Origin of the sequence: Nonomuraea montanisoli, from assembly GCF_013363975.1 — a bacterium.
Lineage (GTDB): Bacteria > Actinomycetota > Actinomycetes > Streptosporangiales > Streptosporangiaceae > Nonomuraea > Nonomuraea montanisoli.
The window spans coordinates 407353-430968 of sequence record NZ_JABWGN010000006.1 but is presented as its reverse complement, the minus strand read 5'-3'; the positions used below and the strand labels follow the sequence as shown (position 1 = coordinate 430968).

Sequence of the window (23616 nt, the reverse complement as noted above, 5' to 3'; positions counted from 1 at the left end):
CGGAACGGGAGGCCGGCATGCCGCTCTACATGGACGTCCACACCATCGCCGAAGGCGTCGCGATGGCCGACGTCGTCCAGGCGCACAAGGCGGACCTGCAGCATCAGGGCCGCCACGACGTCAGCTACCTGCGCTACTGGGTCGACGAGAGCCAGGGCAGGATCTTCTGCCTGGTCGAGGCGCCTTCGGCGGAGGCGGCCACGGCGGTGCACCGCGAGGCTCACGGCCTGGTGGCCGACCAGATCTTCCAGGTGCAGGAAGGCAGCTGACACCCCGCAGCGCCATCACCACGACAGATCGAAACCCTCGACAGGAAGCGAGAAAGCACTCATGAACCAGACCCCTTCCGGCCGGACCCGACGCTCGACCACGCCATGGGCCGGCCGCCGCGCGGCGCCGCTGCTGCTGGCCGCAGCGATCTCCACGGCCGTCTGCCTCGTGCCGGCCGCCGCGAACGCCGCCGACCAGCCTGCCCCGGCGCCGCAGCCGACCGGGAGGCCGGTGGCGCCCCCGCCGGGCCCGGGACCGCTGGCTCTGGGCGGCTTCTTCCAGGTCCAGGAGGCCGAGCAGAGCAAGTGCCTGGACGTCAAGGACGCCTCCAGCGCCGAGAACGCCCTGCTGCAGCGCATCACCTGCAAGGGCAACGACGCCCAGCTGTGGCAGCCGACCCTGCTGTCGGTCGACGGCTCCGGCAACTTCGTCTACCAGTTGTCCAACCGGGGCAGCGGCAAGTGCGTCGAGGTCAGGAACGAGGTCGCCTCGTTCGGCGCGCAGGTGGTGCAGCACACCTGCGACCCGAGCCGTCTGACCGGGGAGCGCTGGCTGCACCAGGGGGAGATCCCGGCCACGGGAGTGGGCTTCGGCCAGCTGAAGTCGGCCCTGGACCCGTCCATGTGCCTGGACACCCTCGGCCAGCTCGCCAAGGTCTTCCCCTGCGCCAGCCCCAACGACGCCCAGCTGTGGCGTTTCCAGTGACCGTGACGTCGCGACGGATGAGCTGAGAGCCTGTCCGCCGTGACGCCGGCACCGCGAGGGCCTCCCCCGCCGGGGGAGGCCCTCGTCGTCACGGCCGCACGGCGCGGCGCAGCACCATCCCCGGCCATTCGCCGACCGTGAACGGCGCCTCCCGCTCGAATCCCCACTCCTCGTACCAGCGCACCAGCCGCCCGTCCCCGCCGGCGTAGCAGTCGACGCGCAGCACCTCGACTCCCCGCTCGCCGGCCTCGGCCAGCGCCCGGTCCAGCAGCGCGGCCCCCACGCCGAGCCCGGGGAAACGCCGGTCCACCACCAGCGCCTGCACATACAGCTCGGCGACCTCCGCCGGCTGCACGTAGGCGGCGGGGGAGCCGACGCTCACGCAGCCGGCCGGCTCGCCGTCCACCTCGGCGATCCGCAGCCCGCCGCCGCCCGCCCACCGCTCGACCTGCTCGGTGCGGCGGGCGTCGCCGGTGAAGGGCCGATCGCCCCACTGGCCCGTGATGCCCTTGCTCACCAGCCACGCCACGGCGCTGTCGAACATCGCCAGCACCGCCGCCACGTCGCCGCTGCCGCCGGTCCGTATCCGCACGCCGCTCACGCCGACCCCCACGCGGCCCGCGCGAGCACAGACCCTGCGGCGGGGGACAGGGGCTCGCGCAGCATCACCGGCGCCTGTGCCATGAACCGCGGCCGCGTGCCCCGGTGCTCCTGCGCCGCGTGCACCGTGAACGGATGCACCACGTACATATCCCCGGGCACTCCGGTCGCCGGCGCCTGCGGCCGGCCGCGGCTGGCCTCCTCCAGCAGCGGTCCGGCCACCATCGGATCCATCGGCTCGCCCTCGCCCAGCACCGCGGGCGTGTCCCGGTGCGAGCCCACCCGGATCCGCGTCGGCGCGTCGTCCGCGCCCACCTCCGACAGCAGCACCAGCAGCAGCAACGTGTGCGGCCGCCCGCTCACGTGCCAGGCGCCGTCGGCTCCCGGCGTGTTGGCGTCGATGTGCCAGCCGCGGTCGTCGGCGGGCGCCACGTCGGGGAAACGCACCGGGATGTTGCCCAGGCATCCGCGCGGCACCCATGCGCCCGGCCCGGCCACCGCGTCCAGCGCCTGCCGCAGCCGCTCACCGTTGATCAGCGTCCCGAACGGGCCCTCGCCCCGCAGGTCGGCCGTCCACACCACGGGCTGGGTCCAGCCCGAGCGGTCCTCGGGCGAGAGCCCGATCCGCTCCCACAGCAGGCCCCGCGCCTGGTCGCCCACCTCGCGCGGCGCCACGCCCTCCACCTTGACGAATCCGTCTTCGATGAAGCGCTCCACATCGATCACACTCATGCGCCGCACGCTAGCAGCGCCGTCCACCCATTTTTCCAGGCATGTCCCGTTTTATGGGGCGCGTCCTGTTGCCCGGGTGCGTCCCGCCCGTCCCCGCGACCATCCCCCCAGGGACCTTTCGCCGCGGGAACGGGCGGAACACCCGGTGGCGAGATCAGCCCGCGGCCACGTACTCGTACGCGCCGGCCTCGATCCGCCCGTCCTGACCGACCTGCACACCGTCCAGGTCGACGTCGTTGAACCTGCTCACGCCCAGCCTGATCGCCGGGCTGGTGCTCAGCAGGTGCAGCGGCCGGTTGGCGTCGAACTTCGGGTCCTTGCGCACGTTCGCCGTCCCCGCCGACATCTGGAACTGCCCGCCGTAGAAGACGTTGTGGTCGTGGGCGGTGAACGTCGCGTCGGCGTAGGCGCTCTTCTTGGCCGCCACCACGATGTTCTGCGACAGCGTCAGATGCTGGTTGGTGCAGCTCGCGTCACACACCACGCCCTCGGCGTCGGCGTTGGGCAGGTTCATGGAGTTGTTGCGGAACACCGTGCCGAGCACCGGCCCGTTGGTCTCGATCCGCCCGTCGCTGTGCACCGGGCCCCGCGTCACCAGCCCCGAGCGCGAGCGCGGCCCGTGGATGCCGTTGTACTCGAACACGTTGCCCGAGGTGCCGTCCGGGTCGTTGCTCGTGCCGTCGTCGTTGCGGCTCGTGCCCAGCTCGGTGAAGGTGTCCACGTCGAAGGCGAGGTTGTGGTGCACCCGGTTGCGCGACCCCATGAAGATCTCCACCGCCGCGCCGTCGAAGCCGTAGTCGTAGCTGAAGGCCACCGACCCGCTGATGGTGTTCCACCCGATGTTGGAGTCGTCGCCCTGCACGAGCATCGCGAACGCGCCCGAGTCGTCGTTGGAGTCCTCCTCCTTCGGCGTCAGCGTGCTCATGTGGTTGTTGTCGACGAAGTCGTTGCTCGTCACCGCCGTGTAGCGGGCCGTGGTCTCGATGTAGACCCCCGCCGCCGCGCCGGTGATGAGGTTCTTCTCCACGACGTTGTCGTCGCCGCCCACCTTGATCCCCGCCCACGAGCAGCGGCCCGCGTCCCGGTTCACCCCGACCTGCAGGTTGTAGACCTCGATGTGGTCGCCGGCCAGGTCCACGCACGCCTCGTCGTCGCCCATCACGATCGGCGCGGCGCCCGTGCCGTAGGCGTCGACGACGATCGGCGCGGCCGCCGTGCCCGAACGGCTGACCGCCAGCTGCCCCGACCACGAACCGCCCCTCTTCAGCAGCAGCTTCGACCCCGGCTCCAGCGCCGCCGCCGACGCCTTGGCCAGCGTCTTCCACGCCGTGGCCGCCGAGGTGCCCGCGGCCGCGTCGTTGCCGGCGACGCTGTCGAGGTAGTAGACGGCGGCCGCCGCGACCGGCGCGGTGGAGGCCGTCGCGGCCCCCGCTCCCGCGATCACGACCACGAGCGCCGCCGCCGCGGCGCCCAGGGCCTTGGAGGGGGTGCAGGTCTTCGAGGTTAAGCCAGACACGGGGATTCAGCCTCCTGAACGAAGATCATCCAGCTTGAGGCTGCCACCATAACGGCAAAAAGTGACCAATATCGAGACTAGCGGTCAACCTTTTCGTCCGCCCGGAAAACCGGCAGTGACACCGTCCCCCACCAGGCCCGGCCCGGCACGGGGAGAGGGAACCCCGGGCCCGCCCCGTCACACCAGCGCCAGCTGCTCACCACCCGGGCGACGCCTGCCGACCGGCTCGCCCGCACCGCACGCCATCCCGTACACCCGGCACAACTGCTCGATCTGCCCCGTGATGCGCCGCTCGTACTCCGGCGCCGGCAGCCCCGCCCCGTCGTACAGCTCCTCATAGCGCCCCACCAGCCCCGGATGCGCCTGCTCCAGCCACTCCAGATACCACGACCGTGTCCCGGGCGGCAGCCGCAGCACCACCGGTTCCACCGCCGCCGCACCCGCCGCCGCGATCCGCCGCACCGTCGCCGCGAGCTGGTCGGCCGCGTCGCTGAGCAGCGGCAGCACCGGACCCATCAGCACCCGGCACTCCACCCCCGCCTCCACCAGCGCCGAGACCAGCTCCAGCCGCGCCTGCGCCCCCACCGCGCCCGGCTCCACCGCCCGCCGGATCCGCTCGTCCACGAACGCGATCGACACCGCCACCCGGGCCCCCGCCCGCGCCAGCAGCGGCGCGTCACGCAGCACCAGCGGGCTCTTGGTGTAGACGGTGAACGGCACCCCCGCCTCGCCCAGCGCCCGCACCATCCCCGGCATCAACCGGTACGTCGCCTCCGCCTCCTGGTAGCAGTCGCCCCCGGCCCCGACCGCCAGCGGCTCGCCGTCCCAGCGCGACAGCTCGGCCCGCAGCCGCTCCACCACGTTCGGCCGCACCACGATCCGCGTGTCGAAGTCACGCCCCGCATCCAGCCCCAGCCGGCGATGCCCCCCGCGCGCCCCGCACCCCCGGCACGCGTGCGCGCACCCCCGGTAGGGGGAGACGCCCCACTGCTGGGACACCCCCGCCGTCGCGGGCAGCCGCTCGATCACCGTGCGGGCCTGCATCTCCCAGAACCCGCCGCGCAGCACCGCCCGCCGCTCGATCAGCGGACGATCGTCAACCGCGTCCACCAGCGAAAGCGCGTCCCAGCCCACACCACCCAGTGGAACACGCATTCGACTCCGTTTTCAACCCGACCGCCACGCGTCCCGGGGAAACGGCGCGAACACCCCGTCCGGATCCCACCGCGCCCGCACCGCCGCCAGCCGCTGCCACGCCTGCGGCGTGAACGAGCGCCGCACCCGCTCCGGGCCCGCCAGCAGGTCCGTCTCGGCGATGTAGTGCCCCGACCCCAGCGGAGCGACCCCGTCCATCGCCGCGCGCAGCCAGCCGGTGTTCGCCGCGTCGTCCGCCGGATCGTCCCAGATCGCGTACCCCACCACATAGCTGGAGCCCAGCACCGAGAACGCCATGTCCGGCAAGGCGAGCCCCGGCCCGGCGGGCGCCGGCGAGGCCAGCACCAGCGACCTGCCCGACGGCGCCCGCTCCACCTCCCGCGCCAGCGGCGGCAGCACCTCCGCCAGCTCCCGCCGCGACCACAGCGTGTCGGCCGCGCAGCGATCTCCCCGCCGCCACAGCCCGTCCGAGGCGTCCAGCAGCGCGTCGAACCCCACCGGCCCCTCCCGCGTGCGCTCCAGCGCCCGCCCCGCCCACGGGCACGCGCCGAACGCCTCCAGCGAGCCCTGCGCCTCCTCGCGCGAGCCGGCGAAGCACGTGGCCGTCACCGAGACCACCTTGCGTCCCGACCCGTCCTGCCGCGTGCCCAGCACCAGGCTCAGCTCCACCCGCGCGGGCAGCACCGCCGCGACCTCGTCCACCCACGACGCCACCCGCTCCACCTCCTGCAGCGCGAAGACGTACGTGCTGCGCACGATCACCGCCGGCAGCCGGCGCAGCGCCAGCCGGAACCGGGTCACCACGGCGAACATCCCGGCCCCCGCCCCCCGCGCCGCCCAGAACAGATCGGCGTCGTCGCGCTCGTCGCAGCGCACCAGCGCACCGTCCGCGCTCACCGCCTCGACCCCGATCACGCCGGTGCAGGCCGGCCCCCACACCCCGGGATTCCAGCCCAGGCCGCCGCTGGTCAGGTAGCCGCCCACCGCCACCGACCCGCAGTGCCCCACCGGGAAGGCCAGCCCCTGCCCGACCAGCGCCGCCGCCAGGTCGCGGCCGGTGACCGCAGGCCCCACCAGGGCCGTGGCCGAGGCCGCGTCCACCGCGCACCGGTCCAGCCGCGACAGGTCGATGAGCATGCCGCCCTCGCGCAGCGAGGAGCCGATCCAGTTGTGCCCGCCCGCCCGCACGGCCACCGGCATGCCGGCCGAGGCGGCCCACCGCACGGCGCGCGCCACGTCCCGCTCGTCGCCGGCCCGCACGATCACCTCGGGGGAGCGCGCCGGTTTGCGCGCGTTCCACACCATGCCCGCGCGGACCTCCTCGTAGCCGGGCTCCCCACGCCGTACCAGCTCCAGCTCCCCGGCCGGTCCACCTGCGGACATCGGAGTCCTTTCCGGCCGCGCGGCGGCCCTGCTAGCGGGCGATCAGCCCGAAGACGGCGACGCAGGCCGCATACCCCGCCACCAGCACCAGCGCACCCCCCGCGCCGGCCCGCGCCGACGCGCCGGGCCGCAGCCACCACGCCAGCGCCCGGTTGACCAGCGGCATCAGCACCCACGTCAGCGTCGCCACACTGGCCACATTGCCCACGAACAGCGCCAGGTACAGGGGCCAGCCCAGCGCCCCCAGCACGCGGCCCACCGTCAGGTTCAGGATCATCACCGTCGGATACAGGGCCAAGAGCACCGACATGGCCTGCTTCCAGTCGGGCGGCGCCTGCCCCGGGCCGTCGGCGGAGCGGAACCAGCCGTCGAAGGACGACCTGACCGTGCGCACGTCGAAGTCCAGCACGCAGCCGCGCCCCTCGCGCAGGAGCTCGCCGCGCTCGGCCGAGTCCATCCAGCCGTCCAGGTGCTCGCGGCTGTCGTAGCGCAGCAGCACGACCCAGTGCTCCTGGATGCCCGGCACGGGTTCGAACGTCTCGACCCCGAGGAAGCCGGGGAAACGCTCCTGGGCCTTGCGCATCGCCTCCTGCCAGCGCGCGAACTCGCGTTCGCGGCCGGGCCGTACCTGGTGGGAGATCACCGCCGTCACCACGTCGCCGGCCGGGCCGCGCCCGGCCAGGACCTCCAGCGCCGACGGCTCCTCCAGCAGCGGCCGGACCTCCTCCAGCAGCCGGGCCCGCACCTCCGAGTCCAGCCACCCGGTCAGCCGCCCGGCGCTGGAGAAACGGCACACCACCACCCACGAGCCCTGTTCGCCGGGAATAGGCGGATAAACATCCGCGCCCTCGAAACCCGCGAATCCGTGCATGGCCTCGGTCATTCTCCGCTGCCAGCGCCGATAATCCTCCTCGCCACCTTCGCGGACCTTCGAGGAGATCACGACAGTGGCGCCGTCACCCTCGCCGCCGGGAATGGCATGCCGTTTCACCTGGTCAAGTGTAGTGCAGAGCAACCAGGGAAGAAATACGGCGACAAACCAGGCAAATCATTGTATTCCATCAAAAATCCAGGCGAATTTTACGCACCGGAGGCCACACCATGGGACACAAAGAATTCATGGCAGAAGCCGCACGACTCGCCGCCGAATCCGTGGAAAACGGCTGGGGCGGCCCCTTCGGCACCGTCATCACCATGAACGGCGACATCCTCTGCCGTGGGCAGAACCGCGTCCTGCTCACCGGCGACCCCACCGCGCACGGCGAGATCGAAGCCATCCGCAAAGCCATCCAGATCCTCAACCCCAACGCGCCCTCCATCTCGGAGGCCAAGAACAACCAAGCCACCCTCGAACTCGTCCCACGCCCCGAAGGATCACCCGACCCCCTGCCCGAACGCGCCCGCATGCTCAGAGGCTGCACCCTCTACACCAGCGGCGCCCCGTGCCCCATGTGCATGAGCGCCATCTACTGGTCACGAATCGACGCCGTCTTCTTCGGCGCCGACCTCGAAGCCACCCGCAAGATCGGCTTCGACGACCTCTTCCAGTACGAGGACTTCCAAAAGCCCCTCGACCAGCGCCGCATCCGCATCGAACAGATCCACCCCGAACTCGGCGAAGAAGCCTACGACGCCTGGACCAACAAACCCGACAACCACCCCTACTGACCACCCGCAGCGGGGGAGTGGACCGCGCGGCCGTCCACTCCCCGCCCCCCCCTGCGCCGAAGACCCCTCGCCCGAAAACCGCTCGCCACCCCCGACCGCCGCCCCTACACTGCCCCCGTGCTCAAACCCGACTACCCCCTCGCCACCCCGCGCCTGGACCTGCGCCCCTTCACCCCCGACGACCTGGACGCCGTCCACGCCTTCGAGTCCCGCCCCGACGTCACCCGCTACCTCTACTGGGACGCCCGCGACCTCGACGCCGCCCGCGCCGGAATCGACACCAAGATGGGCCGCACCGCCATCGCGGCCGAGGGCGACTCCCTCAACCTCGCCGTCGTCCGCCGCGACACCGGCCACCTCATCGGTCTGGCCATGCTCGTCTGGACCAGCGAGCAGCACCGCCAGGGCGAGATCGGCTACGTCTTCAACCCCGACCACCACGGCCACGGCTTCGCCACCGAAGCCTCCCGCGAGATGCTGCGCCTCGGCTTCGAAGCGCTCGGTCTGCACCGCATCTGCGGCCGCCTCGACGGCCGCAACACCGCCTCGGCGCGCGTCCTGGAAAGACTCGGCATGCGCCGCGAGGCCCACCTCATCCAGAACGAGTACGTCAAGGGCGAATGGACCGACGAGGTCATCTACGCCATGCTCGCCGGCGAGTGGACGGCATGACCATCCTCCACCTCGCCCTGGCCACCGACTGGCAGGCCGCCCAGCACGCCGGCGACTACCGCGTCTCCACCCTCGGCCGCACCCTGGCCGAGGAAGGCTTCATCCACTGCAGCCGCGACGCCGCCCAGCTCCACGGCGTCCACGACGCCTTCTACGGCGCCGTCACCGAACCGCTGCTCGTCCTGGAGATCGACCCCGCCGGCCTCGACGTCCGCGTCGAGAACGGCTTCCCCCACCTGTACGGCCCGCTCCCGCTCACCGCCGTCACCGCCACCCGCCCCTACCAGCCGCCCGCCTGAACACTGAGTGGACGTGTATGAGGCGGTGAACACCCGCCGGGCCGTGCGGGCGTTCAGCGACGAGCCGGTGCCCCGGCAGATCCTCGAACGCGTGCTGGCGGCAGCGACGCGGGCCCCGTCGAGCGGGAACCTCCAGCCGTGGCACGTGTACGTGGTGACCGGCGAGCCCCTGGCCGAGCTCAAGCGGCGCGCCACGGCCAGGGCGCGGGCGGGAGATGCGGGCGATGAGCGGGAGTATCCGATGTACCCGGCCGAACTGACCTCGCCGTACCTGGACCGCTTCTCCGCCGCGGCCGCCCAGCGGTACCAAGCGCTGGGCATCGCGCGTGACGACCCCGACCGGCCCCAGAAGATCGCCACCTTGAACGCCGAGGCGTTCGGGGCGCCGGTCGTCCTGTTCTGCTACCTCGACCGGACGATGGGGCCCGGACAGTGGGGGGACGCGGGGATGTACCTGCAGACGGTCATGCTGTTGCTGAGAGCGGAAGGGCTGCACAGCTGCCCTCAGGTGATGTGGACGATGTATCGCACGACGGTCAGCAGGCTCGTCGGAGCCGACGACGGGCTCGTCCTGTTCTGCGGCCTCTCAGTCGGATTCGAGAGGGAAGGCGTGCCACGGCTGCGTACGGGGCGGGCCGACATCAGGGAGACCGTGAGCTTCATCGGGACGTGACCGCCAGGCGGTCGCCTGCTCACCGTCCGCGCGCCGCGGCGATGACCACCGCCACGATCGCCAGCGCCAGCACGCCGCCCCCGACCGCCAGGACGGCGTAGCCGGCGGCGGCCACGACGAGACCGGAGGCCAGACCTCCCGCGGCCCCGGCGACGGCGATGGACACGTCGACCAGGCCCTGACGCTTGGCCCGCACGGCCAGCGGGACGGCATCGGTGATGATCGCGGTGCCGGTGACGAGACCGAGGTTCCAGCCCACGCCCAGCAGCACCAGGGCCACCGCCAGCGCAGCGGCCGAGTCGTCAGGAGCGCCGGCGGCGACGACTCCGGCGACCAGCAGCGTCAGCGCGCAGGCGACGGCGATCGCGCGATGGCCGTACCGGTCGACGAGCCAGCCGCTCAGCGGCGAGGGCAGGTACATCGCGCCGATGTGGAGGGCTATGACGAGCCCGGAGGCGGCGGCGCCGTGGCCGTGGCCGTGCATGTGGACGGGCGTCATCGTCATGATCGACACCATGACGATCTGGGCGACCGCCATGACCAGCGCACCCACCAGCACCCCGAAGGACCGCCGCCCGGCCGCGGGCCGGCCGCCGGCATCACCGGGCGCGCCGTGCACCGGCCCGACGCCTTCGACCTGCAGCGCACGGACCAGCAGCAGCGGGTCGGGACGCAACCACAAGAGCAGGACCAGGACGGCGACCGCGTAGGCGGCGCCGGCCAGCAGGAACGGCCCGGCCAGGTACGGGATGCCCACGACGTCGGCGAGGTCGCCGGTCACGGTGGCGAGGTTGGGCCCGGCCACGCCGCCCAGGGTGGTGGCCACCAGCACCGTGGACACGGCACGGGCACGGCGCTCGGGAGCCGCCAGGTCGGCCCCCGCGTAGCGGGCCTGCAAGGTGGTGGCCATGCCGGCGCCGTAGACGAACATCGCGGCGAACAGCAGGAGGGGATCGCGGGCGACGGCCGCGGCGACGACACCCGCGCTCCCGGCGGCGCCGGCCAGATACCCGGCGGCGAGGCCCGGACGGCGCCCGCGCGCATGGGAGAGGCGCCCGACGACGACGGCCGCCAGCGCGGAACCGGCGGTCGACAGCGCGCTCACCAGCCCGGTAAGGCTGGTGGATCCGAGCATGTCCTGGGCGAGCAGGGCGCCGACGGTCACGCCGGCCGCCAGTCCGGCGCCGCTGAGGACCTGGGTGGCGACCAGGACGACCAGGATGCGGCGCTGCGCCCGAAGACGCGCAAGATCCTCGACCTGGGCAGGTGTTCGGGTCGTCACGGGGCGACCTCTTCCGGCCGGGCCGGAGACCGGCTGCGCCTCATGCCCGCTCACCCAGGTCCAGCCGCTCGCCCAGCCCCGCGTCGGCGAACGCGGCCACCAGCTCGTCGCGTCCCTCGGTGAAGTGCGCCCAGCTGTCGTAATGGACGGGAATCGCGCGGCGCACGCCGAGGATCCCGGCGGCCTCGGCGGTCTGCGCGCTGTCCAGGACGATCAGCGCGCCGTCGAACAGGACGGGGAAGCGGGGAGCTCCGGCGAAGAGGATGGCGGTGTCCACCGGGCCGAAGCGTCCGGCGATCTGCTCGACCGCGTCGAGGGAGGCGTTGTCGCCGCTGATGTAGACCGTGGGCAGGCCCTCCCCGGTCAGGACGAATCCGACGACCTGCCCGGTGATCGGCTCGACCTCCTCGCGCGCGCCGGGCCCGTGGACGGCCGGCACGCCCGTGACGGTGATCACGCCGCCCCCGGGACGGTCCAGCTCGATCGCCTCCCAGTCGGCCAGCCCCCTGGCCGCGCCGCCCACGCGCAGCGCGGCGTCGGGCGTGGTCAGGACGAGCGGGACGTCGCCGAGCAGGGCCCGGCCGGAGTCGTCGAGGTGGTCGGGGTGGTCGTGGGAGAGCAGGACCGCGTCGAGGCGGCCGAGGTCGGCAGGCGCGGCGGCGGAGGGCGCCGTCTTGATCAGCCGGCCGCCCGGCACGTGGTAGACGCCGGGAGCGTCGAAGGTCGGGTCGGTCAGCAGGCGCAGGCCGCCGTACTCGAAGAAGACGGTCGGGCCGCCGAGGACGCGCACGGGGATCTGGGCAGGGTTCGGGCAGGTGTCAGCCATCACAGACCTCACGGATGGGAAGCGATTTATCCGTGAAGGACGGTAGCGGGGTATCACGGATGAATGCAAGCCGTACCATGAGAGCTATGAGCGACCCCCTGACTGCCGAGCCCGTGCTGCCGCCCGCGCCAGGGGCGGAGGACTACCTCGCCATCGACTTCGTCAACAGCGCCATCGCGCTGCCCGGAGGCCACTTCATCGACCTCCTCGGCACCCCCGCGACGACGAACCAGTGGCTCACCGAACGCGGCCTCGCCCCGGCCGACGCCGGAGTGCAGGAGATGTGCGCCACACAGCTACGCTCCCTGCGCGAACACCTCAGAGCGCTGTTCGCCGCCCGCGTCGCCGGGCTGCCCCCCCTGCCCGCGGCCCTGTCCGCCGTCAACGACGCGCTGACCAAGGCCCCCACCGCCGCCCTGCTGCAGTGGGACGACACCAACGGCCCCTACCGCGCCGCACCGTGCCCCACCAACGAGATCCTCGACCGCGCCCTGGCCACCCTCGCCGCCAACGCCGCCGACCTCCTGACCGCCCCCGACGCCGACCGCCTCACCTCGTGCGGCTCCACCCCCTGCAACCGCTACCTGCTACGCCACGGCCGCCGCCATTGGTGCTCCACCCGCTGCGGCGACCGCGCCCGCGCCGCCCGCGCCTACGCCCGCCGCTCCCACACGACGACAAACTGACGGCGTCAGCGAGTCACCCGGTCAGCAGCCGGACGCCGGCCCGCAGAGCGGGGGAGAAGGTCGGCCAGCACAGCCTCGGCCGCACGCCGGCCGGACACCAGCGCCCCCTGCAGGGACCCGGTGTCGCGATGATCGCCACACACGTACAGCCCGGCACCCAACCGCACCGGCCTGCGCAACGGACACGGCGGCGGCATCGCCGGCAGCGCCGCCGGCACCGGATAGGTGGCCAGGTGCTCCCACCCGGACGTGGAGCCGTAGATCTCGCCCAGACGCCGCCGGACCGGACGCTCATCGGTGTCCAGCCCCAGAACCGACGTGGACACCAGCGCCCGCCCGTCCGCGGAGTAGCCCGGAGCCGCCTCCGTGAGCACCAGGGTGTCCGTGATCGCCCCGGTGGCGTCGATGATCTGGATCGGCTCACCCAGAGGCGAGCGAGGAGCGGCATGGTAGAAGGTGGTCACCGCCCGCATCACCGGCACCCCGATCCCGCCCAGCAGGCCACCCGCCGAGACGGGGTCCGCGGCCACCACCACCGCCCGGCCCTCCATCGCGGTGCCGTCGGTGAGCCGCACCCCGTCCGCCGCTACCTCACTCACGCGGGCCCCCAGCGTGACGGTCCCCGGCGGCAGCCGATCGGCCAACTGGCGCGGGATCTGCCCCATGCCCAGCGCCGGCACACCGATCGTGCCGCGCGCGAACGACCGCCACAACAGATGGAAGACCCGGCTGGAGGTCTCCAGATCGCGCTCCAGGACCACACCGGCCAGGAAGGGCCGCATCAGGCAGTCGATCATCTTGGGGGACATGCCCCACGCGCGCAGCTCCTCCCCGGTACGCCGTTCACGCCCGCCCCGCAACCGCGAACCGGGCCAGACGAGGTCACGCGCGGTGATCGCGGCGAGCACGGCGTTGTCACGCAGCGTCCCCAACCCGGCCAGCAACCCGCTCAACGCGTGCCGGGGATGCCGCCACGGCAGCATCACCCTGGCCCGGGCCGTGGACCCCTGGACGATCAGCCCCGAGGCGAAGGGCCGCACGTCGAGCGCGCCGATGTCGAGCACGCGACGAGCCTCGGGATAGCCGGTGTTGAACACCTGATACCCACGATCCAGCCGGAACCCGTCGACGACGTCCGTGCGCACCCGGCCGCCGACACCGTCGGCCGCCTCCAAGACCCGCACCGCCATGCCGGCCCCGTACAGCCGCACCGCGCACGCCAGCCCCGCCATCCCCGCTCCCACGACGATGACCGCATCGCGCGTCCCCCCGTTGCCGCCCATGCCCAGGCCCTACCCCCGGCCACCCTGCTCAGACGCATACCCGCAGGCGGGGGAGACCGTCAACGGCTCACGTCAACCCTCGTACATGCCCCGTTGGCACCGACTTCGCCTTTCTGATCTTTCAGCCACCCCAGCCCATGCCTACATTGATCAGCCATGCGCATGCCAGCACTCGCCCTGCTGTTCGCCATCGTGGCGTCCCTGTCCGCCGGGCTCACGGCCGCCACCCCCGTGCTCGCCAACACCTTCGGCTTCTTCGTCTACCACCCCACCTGGTGCTGCCCCAAGACCGACAACCGCGACGTCTACTGGAACGGCTCCACCCTCACCAGCAACATGATCACCGCGGCCGACTACGGCATGGCCAACCTCGACTACCAGACCGACCTGCGCATCGGCGGCTACGACGACACCGCCGGCACCCACACCGACCTCGTCATGTTCGACGCCCGCTACGTCGACTACTGGGGCAAGGACTGGGACGGCTCCAGCACCGGCGTCAACATCACCGGCGCCACCAAATGCGTCAGAGTCCTCGCCCAGATCGGCGGCGAATACACCTGCGACCGCGCCGAACTCCGCTTCGACCTGGCCGACATGACCACCACCACCATCCGCAAGAAGACGGCCTGCCACGAGATCGGACACGCCATCGGCCTCGGCCACACCAACCTGACCTCCTGCATGAAGCAAGGCACCTCCACCACCCAGACCTACAGCAGCCACGACCGCTCCCACATCAACGGGGAATGGTGAACGTGAACAAGCGCCTCCCGCTCATCCTCACCCTCCTGGCCGCCGTCCTCACCGGCACCTTCGCGGGCACCCTCCTCACCAGCAGCCCGCAACCCTCCTTCTGGGCCAAGCTCCGCTACGGCGCCAGCATGTCGGACGGCCAGTACCTGTTCGACTCGGTGGCCGACATCGTCCCCGGAGCATCCGACTCCGGCGCCTTCAAGGCCGCCGCAGCGCTCGTCCAGGGCACCGTCGTCGACATCGAACCCGGCATCGCCTACGCCTCCGACGACGGGGACAGCGGGGCACCCGTCGTGCCCTACGACAGCCAGGACGCCGCCATGCGCTACGCCGGCCTCGTCGTACGCGTCGACAAGGTCCTGGCCGGACGGCTCGGCCAGGGATACACCGACGGCAAGATCCGCATCCGGGTCGAGCAACCGGCCACCACCACCCTCGCCGAACTCAAGGAGTCCATCGGCACAGCGGGCACCGGCCTGATGTTCGTCCACAACCTCGCCGAACGCCAGCAGCTCCTCGGCCGCCCCGTCACCGACCCCGCCCAGCTCACCTACGCCCGAACCGTCTACACCCCGATCGGCGAAGGCCTGTTCGTCGAGGAGTCCGCGGGCGGCCCGGTGGTCGCCCCCCTCATGGACGCACGGCGCGCGGCACAGCTCCTCGGCTACACCTACCTCTCCGAGGACAGCGAGGCGGAGCCGTCTCCCACGCCCACCTGCGACGACCTCGACCCCTGCTTCACACCGACGAGCAAGCCCTCGGCCACGGCGACCTCGGTACCCGCGGGCGGCACCGAGCCGGCGAGCACCACCCCGCCCAGCCTGACGGCCCTGCGCTCGACACTCCTCGCCGCGGCCTGCGCCGAAGGGACGTCGGCGGACTCCACGTCCTGCTGACCGACGCCGCTCCAGGACACAGCGCCACCTCGACCGCGGGCCACCCGAGCCGGTACAGGCCCGCGGTCGAAGCGCACCGAGCAGCCACTACCGGTAGACGCGCGGATCGGCGCCGAGCCCCCTCGCCAGCCGCACGGTGATGAACTCGTTGTCGTCCGGCCGACCAGGCGTACGGCCGGAGGAGAACGGATAGTTGTTGTCATCCAGAACGCCCAGCGTACGGTCGTCCAGGACGACCACATCCTCGATCGTCTGGAACGGGAACCTGAACGTGCCCCCCGCACCGCCACCACCGAGACCACGCGGATCCGCCAGATCGAGCAGGTCGGCGACCAGCGTCTTGTCCACCGCCCCGTCACCGTCCCTGTCCCGCGTGTCCACCAGATACACCCGCTTGACCTCAGCCGCGTCGCCCTGCAGGTTGTCCCGCTCGATGACCAGGAACCTGTGCCGATCCACCGCCGTCATGTCACCGATCGCGTGCGACGGGTCATCCAGCCGATACGTCCAGCGCCGCCCGGTGTAGGCACTCCCGCGCAGGTCGAACTCGTACATGCGCAACTCGCCCGGCCGGTCGCCCGCCACCGTGCCCTCCAGCAACGGGTACAGACGGCGGCCGTCCACCGACCTCGCCATCCCCTCGAAACCCTTGCTGCGGCCCAGATTCGCCTCCGCCCCGTTCAGATACGGGTTCTCCGGCGCCTTCACACCGGGCAGCTCGATCGGCGCGTCCAGCAGCCGCCCCTCACCGTCCACGTGCAGCAGGAACGGGCCGAACTCGTCACCGATCCAGTAGCCGCCCTCCGCGGCCCGCACGATCGACTCGACGTCGAAGTCCGCCCCGGTCAGCAGCCGGTCGGCCCTGGTGAGCGGGAACGGCACCAGCTTGCGCGGGTCGGACAGCTGGAAACCGCCGAGCACCCGGACCGACTTCGCGGCGAAGTCCGGCCTGATCCGGTGAACACGCAGCAGGAAGTCCGCGCTGTTGGCCTTGGCGCCGTAGCCGTTGTCGGAAAGCACGTCGTACGAGCCGTCGGGACGACGCGCGACGCCACTGAAACCCTGCACCGGCTGGCCCGGGAACGGCGGGGTGACCCCGTTGATCGGGTCCGTGCCCAGCTGCGCGCCGGACGGCTCGCTGCCGGGCACGAACGTCTGGGCCGGCAGCACGGCCAAGCCCGTCAGCGTGGCCCTGCCGAACGCCTCCCGCCCGGGCTCGGCGGCGGCCGGCGCGGCGAGGCCGGCGACCAACGCGCCGGCGCACATCATGATGGCGATGCTCTTCATGCCCCGGCACGGTAGGCCCGCCGGATGACGGGACGGCGATCAGCCCATGAGCCGGGCGCGAACATCTGCCCCTCCCCGGTGCTCATCCTCATCGTGCACCCGCTCTCTTGACCACCAGAAGGGTGATCAAAAGAGCGGCGGCCGCGAACGTGAGACTGACGGTGAAGGCGGTCCCCATGCCCTCAGCGACGGCTTGGACCGTGGGCTGCGTCGCGGAGCCGCTGTCGTGCTTGATGCTTGAGGCGTACACGGCGGACAGCACGGCCACACCGAGTGAAGCGCCGGTGAGCATCGCGGTCTGGAGCACCCCGGCGGCGGACCCCGACTCGGCAGGCTCGACCGTGGACATGATCGCCATGTTGAACGGCACCACCACCAACCCCAGCCCCGCCCCCGCCAGCAGGAGGGGACCGGCGATGCCGGCCGCATAGCCGGTCGTCGCCGTGATCGGGACGAGCCACGCGACGCCCGCGGTGAGCAGGGCCACGCCGATGAGCGCGACGCTCTTGCCGCCGAACTTGGCGATCGCTCGTGAGGCGTTCTGCGCGGTCAGCAGCATCCCGACCGCCATGGGCAGGAACGCCAGGCCGGCCTGCAGGGGGCTGTAGCGCAGCACCTGCTGCAGGAACTGGACGATGAAGAACTGCATGCTCATCGTCACCATGGGGATCAGCAGCAGGACCGCGAAGGCGCCGGCACGGGTGCGATCGGCGAACAGCCGGAGCGGCATGATCGGCTGCCGCGTCCGTGACTCGATCAGCACGAACGCGGCCAGCAGCACGATCCCGGCCGTCAACCCTGCGAACGCGGCCGGGTCCCGCCAGCCGTGCTCGGCGGCGCGCACCAACGCGAAGGCGACGGCGACCAGCCCGGACATCGACGTCAGCGCCCCGGCCACGTCGAAGCGGCCGACCTGCCGCGGCGACTCGGCGAGATAGCGCGGTGCGATCAGGACGGCCAACAGCCCGATCGGGACGTTGATGAACAGCACCCAGCGCCACGACAGCGCGGTGGTGATGACGCCCCCGAGGACGAGGCCGAGGGTCATCGCCGAGGCCGTGACGGAGGAGTAGACGCCCAGCGCCTTGGCCTGCAAACCGCCCCGGAAGTTGGTGGTCAGCAGGGCCAGCGTGCTCGGCGCGGCCAGCGCCGCGCCGAGACCCTGCGCGGCGCGGGCGACGATGAGCACTTCAGGGCTGGGCGCCAGCCCGCCCAGCAGGGAAGCGGCGGTGAACAGCACCATCCCGGCAAGGAACACCCGGCGGTGGCCGAGAAGGTCGCCGGCGCGCCCGCCGAGCAGCATCAGGCCGGCGTAGGCGAGCAGGAAGGCGTTGGTGACCCAGGACAGTCCGGCGGGGGTGAACCCGAGGCCGCCGCGGATCTGGGGCAGGGCCACGTTCATGATCGTGGCATCGAGCATCAGGACCAGTTCGCAGGAAACGATCACCGCCAGGGTTATCGCGGAGACACCGGTCAGCTTCGCATCAGCGGCTCTCGGCGCCTTCTCGGGGGCGGCCGCCGGTGCTGCGGCAGCGGATCGTTCGGGTGGGCTCGACATCTGTCCTCCATCGGAACTGAAGCCTCAATAGGGAACTAGGTGGTTCACTATATGAGGCCGGTAGGGTGAGAGCGCAACCAGTCCCGCGTGAAGGAGGTGTCGATGACCACATCGGCGCAACAACCGGCGCGGCCGCAGCCGCCCCCCACGCGACGGCGCGGCGAGGCACTGCAGCGGATCATCTTCGACGCGGTCATCGAGCAGCTCGGCACCGTCGGCTACGCCAAGCTGAGCACCAACCGGGTCGCCGCCGCGGCCGGCACCGGCAAGGCGGCCCTCTACCGAAGGTGGCGCAACAAGGACGAACTCGTGCGCGACGCGCTGCGCGACCTGCTTGCCGCCCCACCGGAGATCCCGCCCAACACGCCACTCCGCGACGGCCTGTTGACCTTGCTCCGGTACCTCAACCAGACGCTGTACGACTCCAAGGGCACAGCCTTCCAGGCGGTGGCGGCCGCAGGAGACGAGCAGACGGCCCAGCTACGCGTGCTCTTCCACGAGTCGGTGACCGCGCCCTGCGAGAGAGGCATCATCGAGCTGATCAAGAGACACGGAGGCGCCGCACCGGGGGCGAGCGAGACGGCCATCGCCGCGGCCGGGCCCGCGATGCTCCTCTACCACTGCGTCAGCGGACAGCCCAAGAGCACCGAGCAGCAGATCGAGTCGGTCATCGACGACCTGCTGCTCCCGCTCATCGCAGGTCGCTGAAGTCCCCACGCCGGGGGAGGAGCACCCCACTCACCCCGCCGAACGAGACCCGCCGCCCCCCACCAACCGCCACAATGACCCCATGGACCCGCGAACCGCCGCACAACGCTTCGCCGACACCTGGCAACACGCCTGGACCCACCACGACGTCGACGCCCTCATCACCCTCTACGCCGACGACGCCGAACACACCTCGATGCCCTTCCGCCCACCCCACCGGGGGAGAGGAGCCATCGCCGACTACATCCGCTGGTCCTTCACCGGCGAAACCGACCCCCGCGTCACCTTCGCCACCCCCGTCGTCGACGGCGACCAGGCCGCCATCGAATTCCGCGTCCACGCCCACGACAACGGCACACCCGTCACCCTCGCTGGCTGCGTCTTCGCCCACTTCAACGAACACGGCCAAGCCGTACGAACCCGCGACTACTGGCACACCACCGAAGGCCACCACTGACACGGCACAACCCCCGCACCACCACGGGAGCACCCACTCACCAGCCGGAGAATCAGCCCGAGATCCGCACGACCGGAGCCAGCCGCGCCTCGGCCACCTGCTCATAAGGCTGCTCATAGGGCTGCTGCTCGTACTGCTGCTCATACGGCGCGCCCCGCACCGGACCACCGTGCCCCGGCACCGCCTGCGCCTGGGGGAGCGGCGTCACCCCGGCACCACCCGCGGCGACCGGACCCGCGACGGGCGCCACACCGGGCACCGCGGGAACCTGACGCGGCATCCGCCGGATCGGCTCCGTAGCGGCCCGCCGCTCCTCACACCCACCTGCGCAGTAACCGTTCGTCACGATCAACCGGCCTCGCAGCGCGGTGTACGATTCCCGGCCGGAGGCCGGCAGGACCCCCTGGCACACCGGACATAAAACAGACTCGGTCCCCACGTGCTGCTCCTCTCGCGGCGCGATAGCAGGCTTCCCACCCTAAACGCCACAGGCGCCGGGGGACAGGAAATTCACCGATGGTCAAGCGTTCCGTCATGGTCACGCACCGTCACAACCGGTCTTACTTGACATAATGTTCATTATCGAGCAATCCGACATGTCCTGATCACACCAGGAACGCACCAGCACCGCGCCGCCTACGATGAACACCATGAACCTCGGCGCGCCCGAAATCCTCATCCTGCTCAGCTTCGTCGTCCTGTTCGCCGCCGCCATCGCCGCCGTCGCCATCACCCGCGCCACCCGAGGCGGCACACCGTCCCGGCTCCCGCGCCCCGCGAGCCCGCAGGAGCTCGACGCCCGCGTACGCCACCTGGCGGCCACCGGACAGCCCATCCACGCCATCAAACTGCTGCGCCAGCACACCGGCATGGGCCTGAAGGAAGCCAAGGACGCCGTCGACGGCCTGGCCCACGGCCGCCCCATCCGCCACCCCGCCCTCCAACCGCACCCCACCCCACCCTCCGTCGCCGCCGTGCAGCCCGCCGGCCACACCGCCGACCTGGCCGCCCGCGTCCGCGCCCTCAAGCGCGACGGCCGCACCGAACAGGCCGTCTTCCTCGTACGCGGCGAGACCGGCATGGACCACGACGAGGCCACCGCCTTCGTCGACAGCGTCCGCGACGGGACCGCGACCACGCCCGCCGGCGACCGCTGAGGCCCCGCCGGGCCGGCCGGGCCGGCCGCCCTGAGGCCCCCGCGCCCTGACGCCCGCGGCGCCGACGGGTTACGATCAGTTCATGCTCAGCCTGGCGATCTCCACCCCGGGCCTCATCGCGCTCACGGCCGTCGTCACCATCGCGATCATCTACCTGATCATTCTGGCGGTCCGCCTGACCCAGCGGCCCCGTAACCGCCTCACCCCCAGCGACGACCTGGTCGACCAGGCTCGCGAGCTCAAGGCCATGGGTCAGCTCCAGGAAGCCGTCTTCCTCGTGCGCGGCGAGACCGGCATGAGCCATCGCGCGGCCACCCGCTTCGTGAACCGCCTCTGACCACCCCGGACCGGCATGAAATATCCCATACCGGACAGAAGGTGGGTTCTGTTCGGTATGAAAGAGGTTCACTCCGGGCGGGCCCGGCGGCTCCGCTCCTCGGCCGCCGGACGTCCGAGCAGCCTGTCGAGGTCGCGGCGCTCGCGCTTGGTCGGCCGGCCCGCGCCACGAGCCCGCACCGCCACCGTGACGACCTCCTCCCGCGCAGGAGGCGGAGGGCTCTTGTCGACGTAGCACTCGGCGGCCACGGCGGCGCCGACGCGCTTGGTGATGATCCGGGAGACGACCACGATGCGTTCGCGCCCGTCGTGCCGCAGCCGGACCTCGTCACCGGCCCGGACGACGTGCGCGGGCTTGACCCGCACCCCGTTGACGCGGACGTGCCCGCCCCGGCAGGCGTCGGCCGCGATCGAACGGGTCCTGGTCAGCCGCACCGCCCAGATCCAGCTGTCCACCCGCGCGCTCGCTCGCTCCGCCTGCTCCCCCGTCACTCCGACACTGTACTCAGGGGTGGCTGCCGGGCTGCGGGCGGTGGCCGTAGAGCGTCGAGGTCCACGCGTGGGTGAGGACGTCGATGAGGACCTGCTCGTCGTCGAAGGGCGGCACCCCGGAGGCGGCGAGGTAGTAGAGCCGCTCCCCCATCCAGGTCAGTGAGGCAGCCACGGCGCGGACGTCCGCGCCGCCGAGGTGTCGCAGGGCTTGTGGGTCGGATCGGATGCGGGCCGCGGCGGCCTCGGTGAACAGGTCCATCTGTTCGAGCCACAGGGTGCGCAGGCCGTCGTCGGAGCCCCAGCTCTCCGCGATCGCCCTGAGGACGCCGGCGTTGGCGCGCCACAGGCGGGCGCCGTCGCTCACGCCGGCCCGCAGTGCGTCGGCCGGGTCCTGCCGGCGGTCGATCCAGGGTTCGGCCGCCTGTTGTCCCTGTGTGACGGCGTCGCGGACGAGTTCGCCGAGGACGGCCTGCTTGCCGGCGAAGTAGAAGTAGAAGCTGGCGCGGGAGACGTCGGCGGCGGTGAGGATGTCGGCCACGCTGAGGGTGTCGAAGCGGTGGTCCCGTAGCAGGTCGCGGGTGGCCGTCAGGATGCGTTCGCGCAGCTCTGCGGGGGCTGGTGTGGTGCTGGATCGGCGGGCGGGCGGGGTGGTGCGCTTCGGGGCCATGGGGTCGAGTGTATGACGGCGTGTATGGACGTTTCGTACAGACAATTCGTATGGACTTGTTGTCCATACAGGTCGTATGGTCGTGGTCATGACGCATATCGCGATCCATCTGGTCGTCACCGATCCCGCCGAGGCCGCCGCCTGGTACGCCGAGGCGCTGGGGGCGCGGGAGACCAAGCGCATCACGTTGCCGGGCGGCCGTACGCTGACCGTCGATCTGCTGCTCGGCGACACTCTTCTCGCGGTGGCCGGGGAGATGCCCGAGCGGGGCATGCGGGCTCCGGTCGCGCTGGGCGGCACCTGCGCGGCGCTGCATGTGCCGGTCCCGGATGTCGATGCCGCCTGGGATCGGGCGGTGGAGGCGGGGGCCGTGGTCTTCGAGCCGGTGCACGACGCGTTCTGGGGCGAGCGGACCGGTCAGGTGCTCGATCCGTTCGGGCATCGCTGGGCGCTGGACGAGCGCGTCCGGGACGTGCCGCACGAGGAGGTCGTCGCGCGGGCCGGGGAGCTGTTCGGCGGGTCGGTGACGGCGTGAGGTACCGGACGCTGGGGGCGAGCGGGCTGCGGGTGTCGGAGCTGATCCTGGGGGCCATGACCTTCGGTGAGCAGGGCGGTGTGGGTGCGCCGTTGCCGGAGTGCCGGCGGATGCTGGATGTGTATGCCGAGGCGGGCGGCAACATGATCGACACGGCGGTCAATTACCGTGACGGGGCCAGCGAGGAGATTGTCGGGCGGGTGCTGGAGGGGCGGCGTGAGTCGTTCGTGCTGGGCACGAAGTACACCGTGTCGCGTGATCGGGCCGATCCGAACGCGGCGGGTAACCATCGCAAGAATCTGCGGGCGTCTTTGGAGTTGAGTCTGCGGCGGCTGCGTACGGACTACGTGGACGTCTATTGGGTGCATCTGTGGGATCGCGACACTCCCGTCGAGGAGACGATGCGGGCGTTGGACGACGCGGTGCGGGCCGGGAAGGTGCTGTACGTGGGGATCTCCGACTGTCCCGCGTGGGTGGTGTCGCGGGCCAACACGCTGGCGCAGTGGCATGGGTGGAGCCCGTTCGTGGGTCTTCAGGTGCCGTACAGCCTGCTTCAGCGGGACGTCGAGCGTGAGTTGCTGCCGATGGCCGAGTCGCTGGGGTTGGGGGTGGCGGCGTGGGGTCCGTTGGGCGGCGGTGTGCTGTCCGGTAAGTACAGCCGTCCCGGTGGTCGCGTGGCGGGTGGCCGGTTGGATGGCGGGTCGTTGTCGGCGCGTGAGCATGCGATGGCGCGGGTGGTGTGGGAGGTCGCCGGGGAGCTGGGGGTGACGCCTGCGCAGGTGGCCATCGCCTGGGCGGCGGGCCGCTCCGAGGTGATCCATCCGATCGTGGGGGCGCGCAGCGTGGAGCAGCTTGGTGACGATCTGGCGGCCGTCGATGTGGTTCTGCCGGCGGCGAGTGTCGCGCGTTTGGAGGAGGCCACGGGGTTCGTGCTGGGGTTCCCGGCGGACTTCATCGCTCAGACGTCTTCGTGGGTGTTCGGCTCGGCTCTCGTCGCCGGGCGTTGAGGCTCGGGCG

The 23616-nt window shown here is 71.7% G+C and carries 29 protein-coding genes; 15 read left to right on the top strand and 14 right to left on the bottom strand.

Annotated elements, in window-relative coordinates; genetic code table 11:
* Positions 1 to 17: 17 nt before the first annotated feature.
* Both HTZ77_RS17665 and HTZ77_RS17660 read left to right on the top strand, forming a co-directional pair.
* The gene (locus tag HTZ77_RS17665; RefSeq protein WP_175590680.1) at positions 18 to 269 is read left to right on the top strand and encodes a DUF4242 domain-containing protein; all 252 of its coding nucleotides are present in this window, start codon (positions 18 to 20) and stop codon (positions 267 to 269) included.
* Positions 270 to 330: 61 nt separating this feature from the next.
* The gene (locus tag HTZ77_RS17660; RefSeq protein WP_175590679.1) at positions 331 to 975 is read left to right on the top strand and encodes an RICIN domain-containing protein; all 645 of its coding nucleotides are present in this window, start codon (positions 331 to 333) and stop codon (positions 973 to 975) included.
* An 88-nt stretch (positions 976 to 1063) separates the two neighbouring features.
* Here the strand turns inward: HTZ77_RS17660 and HTZ77_RS17655 are convergent, their stop codons facing one another.
* From HTZ77_RS17655 to HTZ77_RS17630, 6 genes are all read right to left on the bottom strand, one after another.
* Positions 1064 to 1567 (bottom strand): GNAT family N-acetyltransferase, encoded by a 504-nt coding sequence (locus HTZ77_RS17655; RefSeq protein WP_328808635.1) that lies wholly within the window; start codon positions 1565 to 1567, stop codon positions 1064 to 1066.
* A gap of 5 nt (positions 1568 to 1572) precedes the next feature.
* Positions 1573 to 2307: a phytanoyl-CoA dioxygenase family protein gene (locus tag HTZ77_RS17650; RefSeq protein ID WP_175590678.1), complete on the bottom strand. Its 735-nt coding sequence runs from the start codon at positions 2305 to 2307 to the stop codon at positions 1573 to 1575.
* A gap of 154 nt (positions 2308 to 2461) precedes the next feature.
* Entirely contained in the window at positions 2462 to 3823 is a 1362-nt protein-coding gene (locus tag HTZ77_RS17645) for a hypothetical protein (protein WP_205302754.1), read from the bottom strand.
* Between the two features lie 177 nt (positions 3824 to 4000).
* The gene (locus HTZ77_RS17640; RefSeq protein ID WP_205302753.1) at positions 4001 to 4978 is read right to left on the bottom strand and encodes a radical SAM protein; all 978 of its coding nucleotides are present in this window, start codon (positions 4976 to 4978) and stop codon (positions 4001 to 4003) included.
* A 12-nt stretch (positions 4979 to 4990) separates the two neighbouring features.
* Positions 4991 to 6361 (bottom strand): FAD-binding oxidoreductase, encoded by a 1371-nt coding sequence (locus HTZ77_RS47500; RefSeq protein ID WP_175590677.1) that lies wholly within the window; start codon positions 6359 to 6361, stop codon positions 4991 to 4993.
* Positions 6362 to 6392: 31 nt separating this feature from the next.
* Positions 6393 to 7352 carry an antibiotic biosynthesis monooxygenase gene (locus HTZ77_RS17630; RefSeq protein ID WP_328808634.1) on the bottom strand — a complete coding sequence of 320 codons (960 nt, stop codon included), beginning with the start codon at positions 7350 to 7352 and terminating at the stop codon, positions 6393 to 6395.
* A 128-nt stretch (positions 7353 to 7480) separates the two neighbouring features.
* Here HTZ77_RS17630 and HTZ77_RS17625 point away from each other — a divergent pair, with 128 nt between their 5' ends.
* From HTZ77_RS17625 to HTZ77_RS17610, 4 genes are all read left to right on the top strand, one after another.
* A complete protein-coding gene (locus tag HTZ77_RS17625) occupies positions 7481 to 8029 on the top strand; it encodes a nucleoside deaminase (RefSeq protein ID WP_235994774.1) in 549 nt (182 codons plus the stop codon).
* 117 nt (positions 8030 to 8146) lie between these two features.
* Positions 8147 to 8701, top strand: coding sequence for a GNAT family N-acetyltransferase (locus HTZ77_RS17620; RefSeq protein ID WP_175590675.1), 555 nt, complete (start codon positions 8147 to 8149; stop codon positions 8699 to 8701).
* Positions 8698 to 9000, top strand: a complete 303-nt coding sequence (locus HTZ77_RS17615) for a DUF952 domain-containing protein (RefSeq protein ID WP_175590674.1) — start codon at positions 8698 to 8700, stop codon at positions 8998 to 9000. Before HTZ77_RS17620 ends, HTZ77_RS17615 begins: the two co-directional genes overlap by 4 nt.
* Positions 9001 to 9013: 13 nt before the next feature.
* Entirely contained in the window at positions 9014 to 9673 is a 660-nt protein-coding gene (locus HTZ77_RS17610; RefSeq protein ID WP_205302752.1) for a nitroreductase, read from the top strand.
* Positions 9674 to 9692: 19 nt separating this feature from the next.
* Here HTZ77_RS17610 and HTZ77_RS17605 read toward each other — a convergent pair whose 3' ends face one another.
* Together HTZ77_RS17605 and HTZ77_RS17600 are read right to left on the bottom strand one after the other, a co-directional pair.
* A complete protein-coding gene (locus HTZ77_RS17605) occupies positions 9693 to 10955 on the bottom strand; it encodes an MFS transporter (protein WP_175590672.1) in 1263 nt (420 codons plus the stop codon).
* Between the two features lie 40 nt (positions 10956 to 10995).
* Complete coding sequence (locus HTZ77_RS17600) at positions 10996 to 11781, bottom strand: MBL fold metallo-hydrolase (RefSeq protein WP_175590671.1); 786 nt, start codon at positions 11779 to 11781, stop codon at positions 10996 to 10998.
* Between the two features lie 86 nt (positions 11782 to 11867).
* Here HTZ77_RS17600 and HTZ77_RS17595 point away from each other — a divergent pair, with 86 nt between their 5' ends.
* The gene (locus HTZ77_RS17595; RefSeq protein WP_205302751.1) at positions 11868 to 12467 is read left to right on the top strand and encodes a CGNR zinc finger domain-containing protein; all 600 of its coding nucleotides are present in this window, start codon (positions 11868 to 11870) and stop codon (positions 12465 to 12467) included.
* Positions 12468 to 12472: 5 nt separating this feature from the next.
* On the opposite strand, the gene HTZ77_RS17590 is transcribed toward HTZ77_RS17595, so the two are convergent.
* On the bottom strand, positions 12473 to 13750 hold the full coding sequence (locus HTZ77_RS17590) for an NAD(P)/FAD-dependent oxidoreductase (protein WP_175590669.1): 1278 nt from the start codon (positions 13748 to 13750) through the stop codon (positions 12473 to 12475).
* 156 nt (positions 13751 to 13906) lie between these two features.
* Here HTZ77_RS17590 and HTZ77_RS17585 point away from each other — a divergent pair, with 156 nt between their 5' ends.
* Both HTZ77_RS17585 and HTZ77_RS17580 read left to right on the top strand, forming a co-directional pair.
* The gene (locus tag HTZ77_RS17585; protein WP_175590668.1) at positions 13907 to 14506 is read left to right on the top strand and encodes a hypothetical protein; all 600 of its coding nucleotides are present in this window, start codon (positions 13907 to 13909) and stop codon (positions 14504 to 14506) included.
* A gap of 2 nt (positions 14507 to 14508) precedes the next feature.
* The gene (locus HTZ77_RS17580; RefSeq protein ID WP_175590667.1) at positions 14509 to 15402 is read left to right on the top strand and encodes a hypothetical protein; all 894 of its coding nucleotides are present in this window, start codon (positions 14509 to 14511) and stop codon (positions 15400 to 15402) included.
* A gap of 87 nt (positions 15403 to 15489) precedes the next feature.
* Here the strand turns inward: HTZ77_RS17580 and HTZ77_RS17575 are convergent, their stop codons facing one another.
* On the bottom strand, positions 15490 to 16689 hold the full coding sequence (locus HTZ77_RS17575; protein WP_235994773.1) for an esterase-like activity of phytase family protein: 1200 nt from the start codon (positions 16687 to 16689) through the stop codon (positions 15490 to 15492).
* Positions 16690 to 16777: 88 nt separating this feature from the next.
* On the bottom strand, positions 16778 to 18136 hold the full coding sequence (locus tag HTZ77_RS17570; protein WP_328808633.1) for an MFS transporter: 1359 nt from the start codon (positions 18134 to 18136) through the stop codon (positions 16778 to 16780).
* A gap of 213 nt (positions 18137 to 18349) precedes the next feature.
* On the opposite strand from HTZ77_RS17570, the gene HTZ77_RS17565 reads away from it, so the two are divergent.
* Together HTZ77_RS17565 and HTZ77_RS17560 are read left to right on the top strand one after the other, a co-directional pair.
* Positions 18350 to 18955 carry a TetR/AcrR family transcriptional regulator gene (locus HTZ77_RS17565; RefSeq protein WP_175590665.1) on the top strand — a complete coding sequence of 202 codons (606 nt, stop codon included), beginning with the start codon at positions 18350 to 18352 and terminating at the stop codon, positions 18953 to 18955.
* Positions 18956 to 19037: 82 nt separating this feature from the next.
* Positions 19038 to 19412, top strand: coding sequence for a nuclear transport factor 2 family protein (locus HTZ77_RS17560; protein WP_175590664.1), 375 nt, complete (start codon positions 19038 to 19040; stop codon positions 19410 to 19412).
* Positions 19413 to 19464: 52 nt separating this feature from the next.
* Here the strand turns inward: HTZ77_RS17560 and HTZ77_RS17555 are convergent, their stop codons facing one another.
* A complete protein-coding gene (locus HTZ77_RS17555) occupies positions 19465 to 19851 on the bottom strand; it encodes a hypothetical protein (RefSeq protein ID WP_175590663.1) in 387 nt (128 codons plus the stop codon).
* A 211-nt stretch (positions 19852 to 20062) separates the two neighbouring features.
* On the opposite strand from HTZ77_RS17555, the gene HTZ77_RS17550 reads away from it, so the two are divergent.
* On the top strand, positions 20063 to 20569 hold the full coding sequence (locus tag HTZ77_RS17550; RefSeq protein WP_205302750.1) for a ribosomal protein L7/L12: 507 nt from the start codon (positions 20063 to 20065) through the stop codon (positions 20567 to 20569).
* Between the two features lie 82 nt (positions 20570 to 20651).
* Entirely contained in the window at positions 20652 to 20906 is a 255-nt protein-coding gene (locus HTZ77_RS17545) for a hypothetical protein (protein ID WP_175590661.1), read from the top strand.
* A gap of 68 nt (positions 20907 to 20974) precedes the next feature.
* Here HTZ77_RS17545 and HTZ77_RS17540 read toward each other — a convergent pair whose 3' ends face one another.
* Together HTZ77_RS17540 and HTZ77_RS17535 are read right to left on the bottom strand one after the other, a co-directional pair.
* A complete protein-coding gene (locus tag HTZ77_RS17540) occupies positions 20975 to 21397 on the bottom strand; it encodes an RNA-binding S4 domain-containing protein (protein WP_328808632.1) in 423 nt (140 codons plus the stop codon).
* A 13-nt stretch (positions 21398 to 21410) separates the two neighbouring features.
* Positions 21411 to 22064: a TetR/AcrR family transcriptional regulator gene (locus HTZ77_RS17535; RefSeq protein ID WP_175590660.1), complete on the bottom strand. Its 654-nt coding sequence runs from the start codon at positions 22062 to 22064 to the stop codon at positions 21411 to 21413.
* An 88-nt stretch (positions 22065 to 22152) separates the two neighbouring features.
* Between HTZ77_RS17535 and HTZ77_RS17530 the strand changes: the two genes are divergently transcribed.
* Positions 22153 to 22599: a VOC family protein gene (locus tag HTZ77_RS17530; RefSeq protein WP_175590659.1), complete on the top strand. Its 447-nt coding sequence runs from the start codon at positions 22153 to 22155 to the stop codon at positions 22597 to 22599.
* Positions 22596 to 23606, top strand: a complete 1011-nt coding sequence (locus tag HTZ77_RS17525; protein ID WP_175590658.1) for an aldo/keto reductase — start codon at positions 22596 to 22598, stop codon at positions 23604 to 23606. The genes HTZ77_RS17530 and HTZ77_RS17525 overlap by 4 nt, the downstream gene beginning before the upstream one ends.
* The last annotated feature ends 10 nt before the right edge of the window (positions 23607 to 23616 follow it).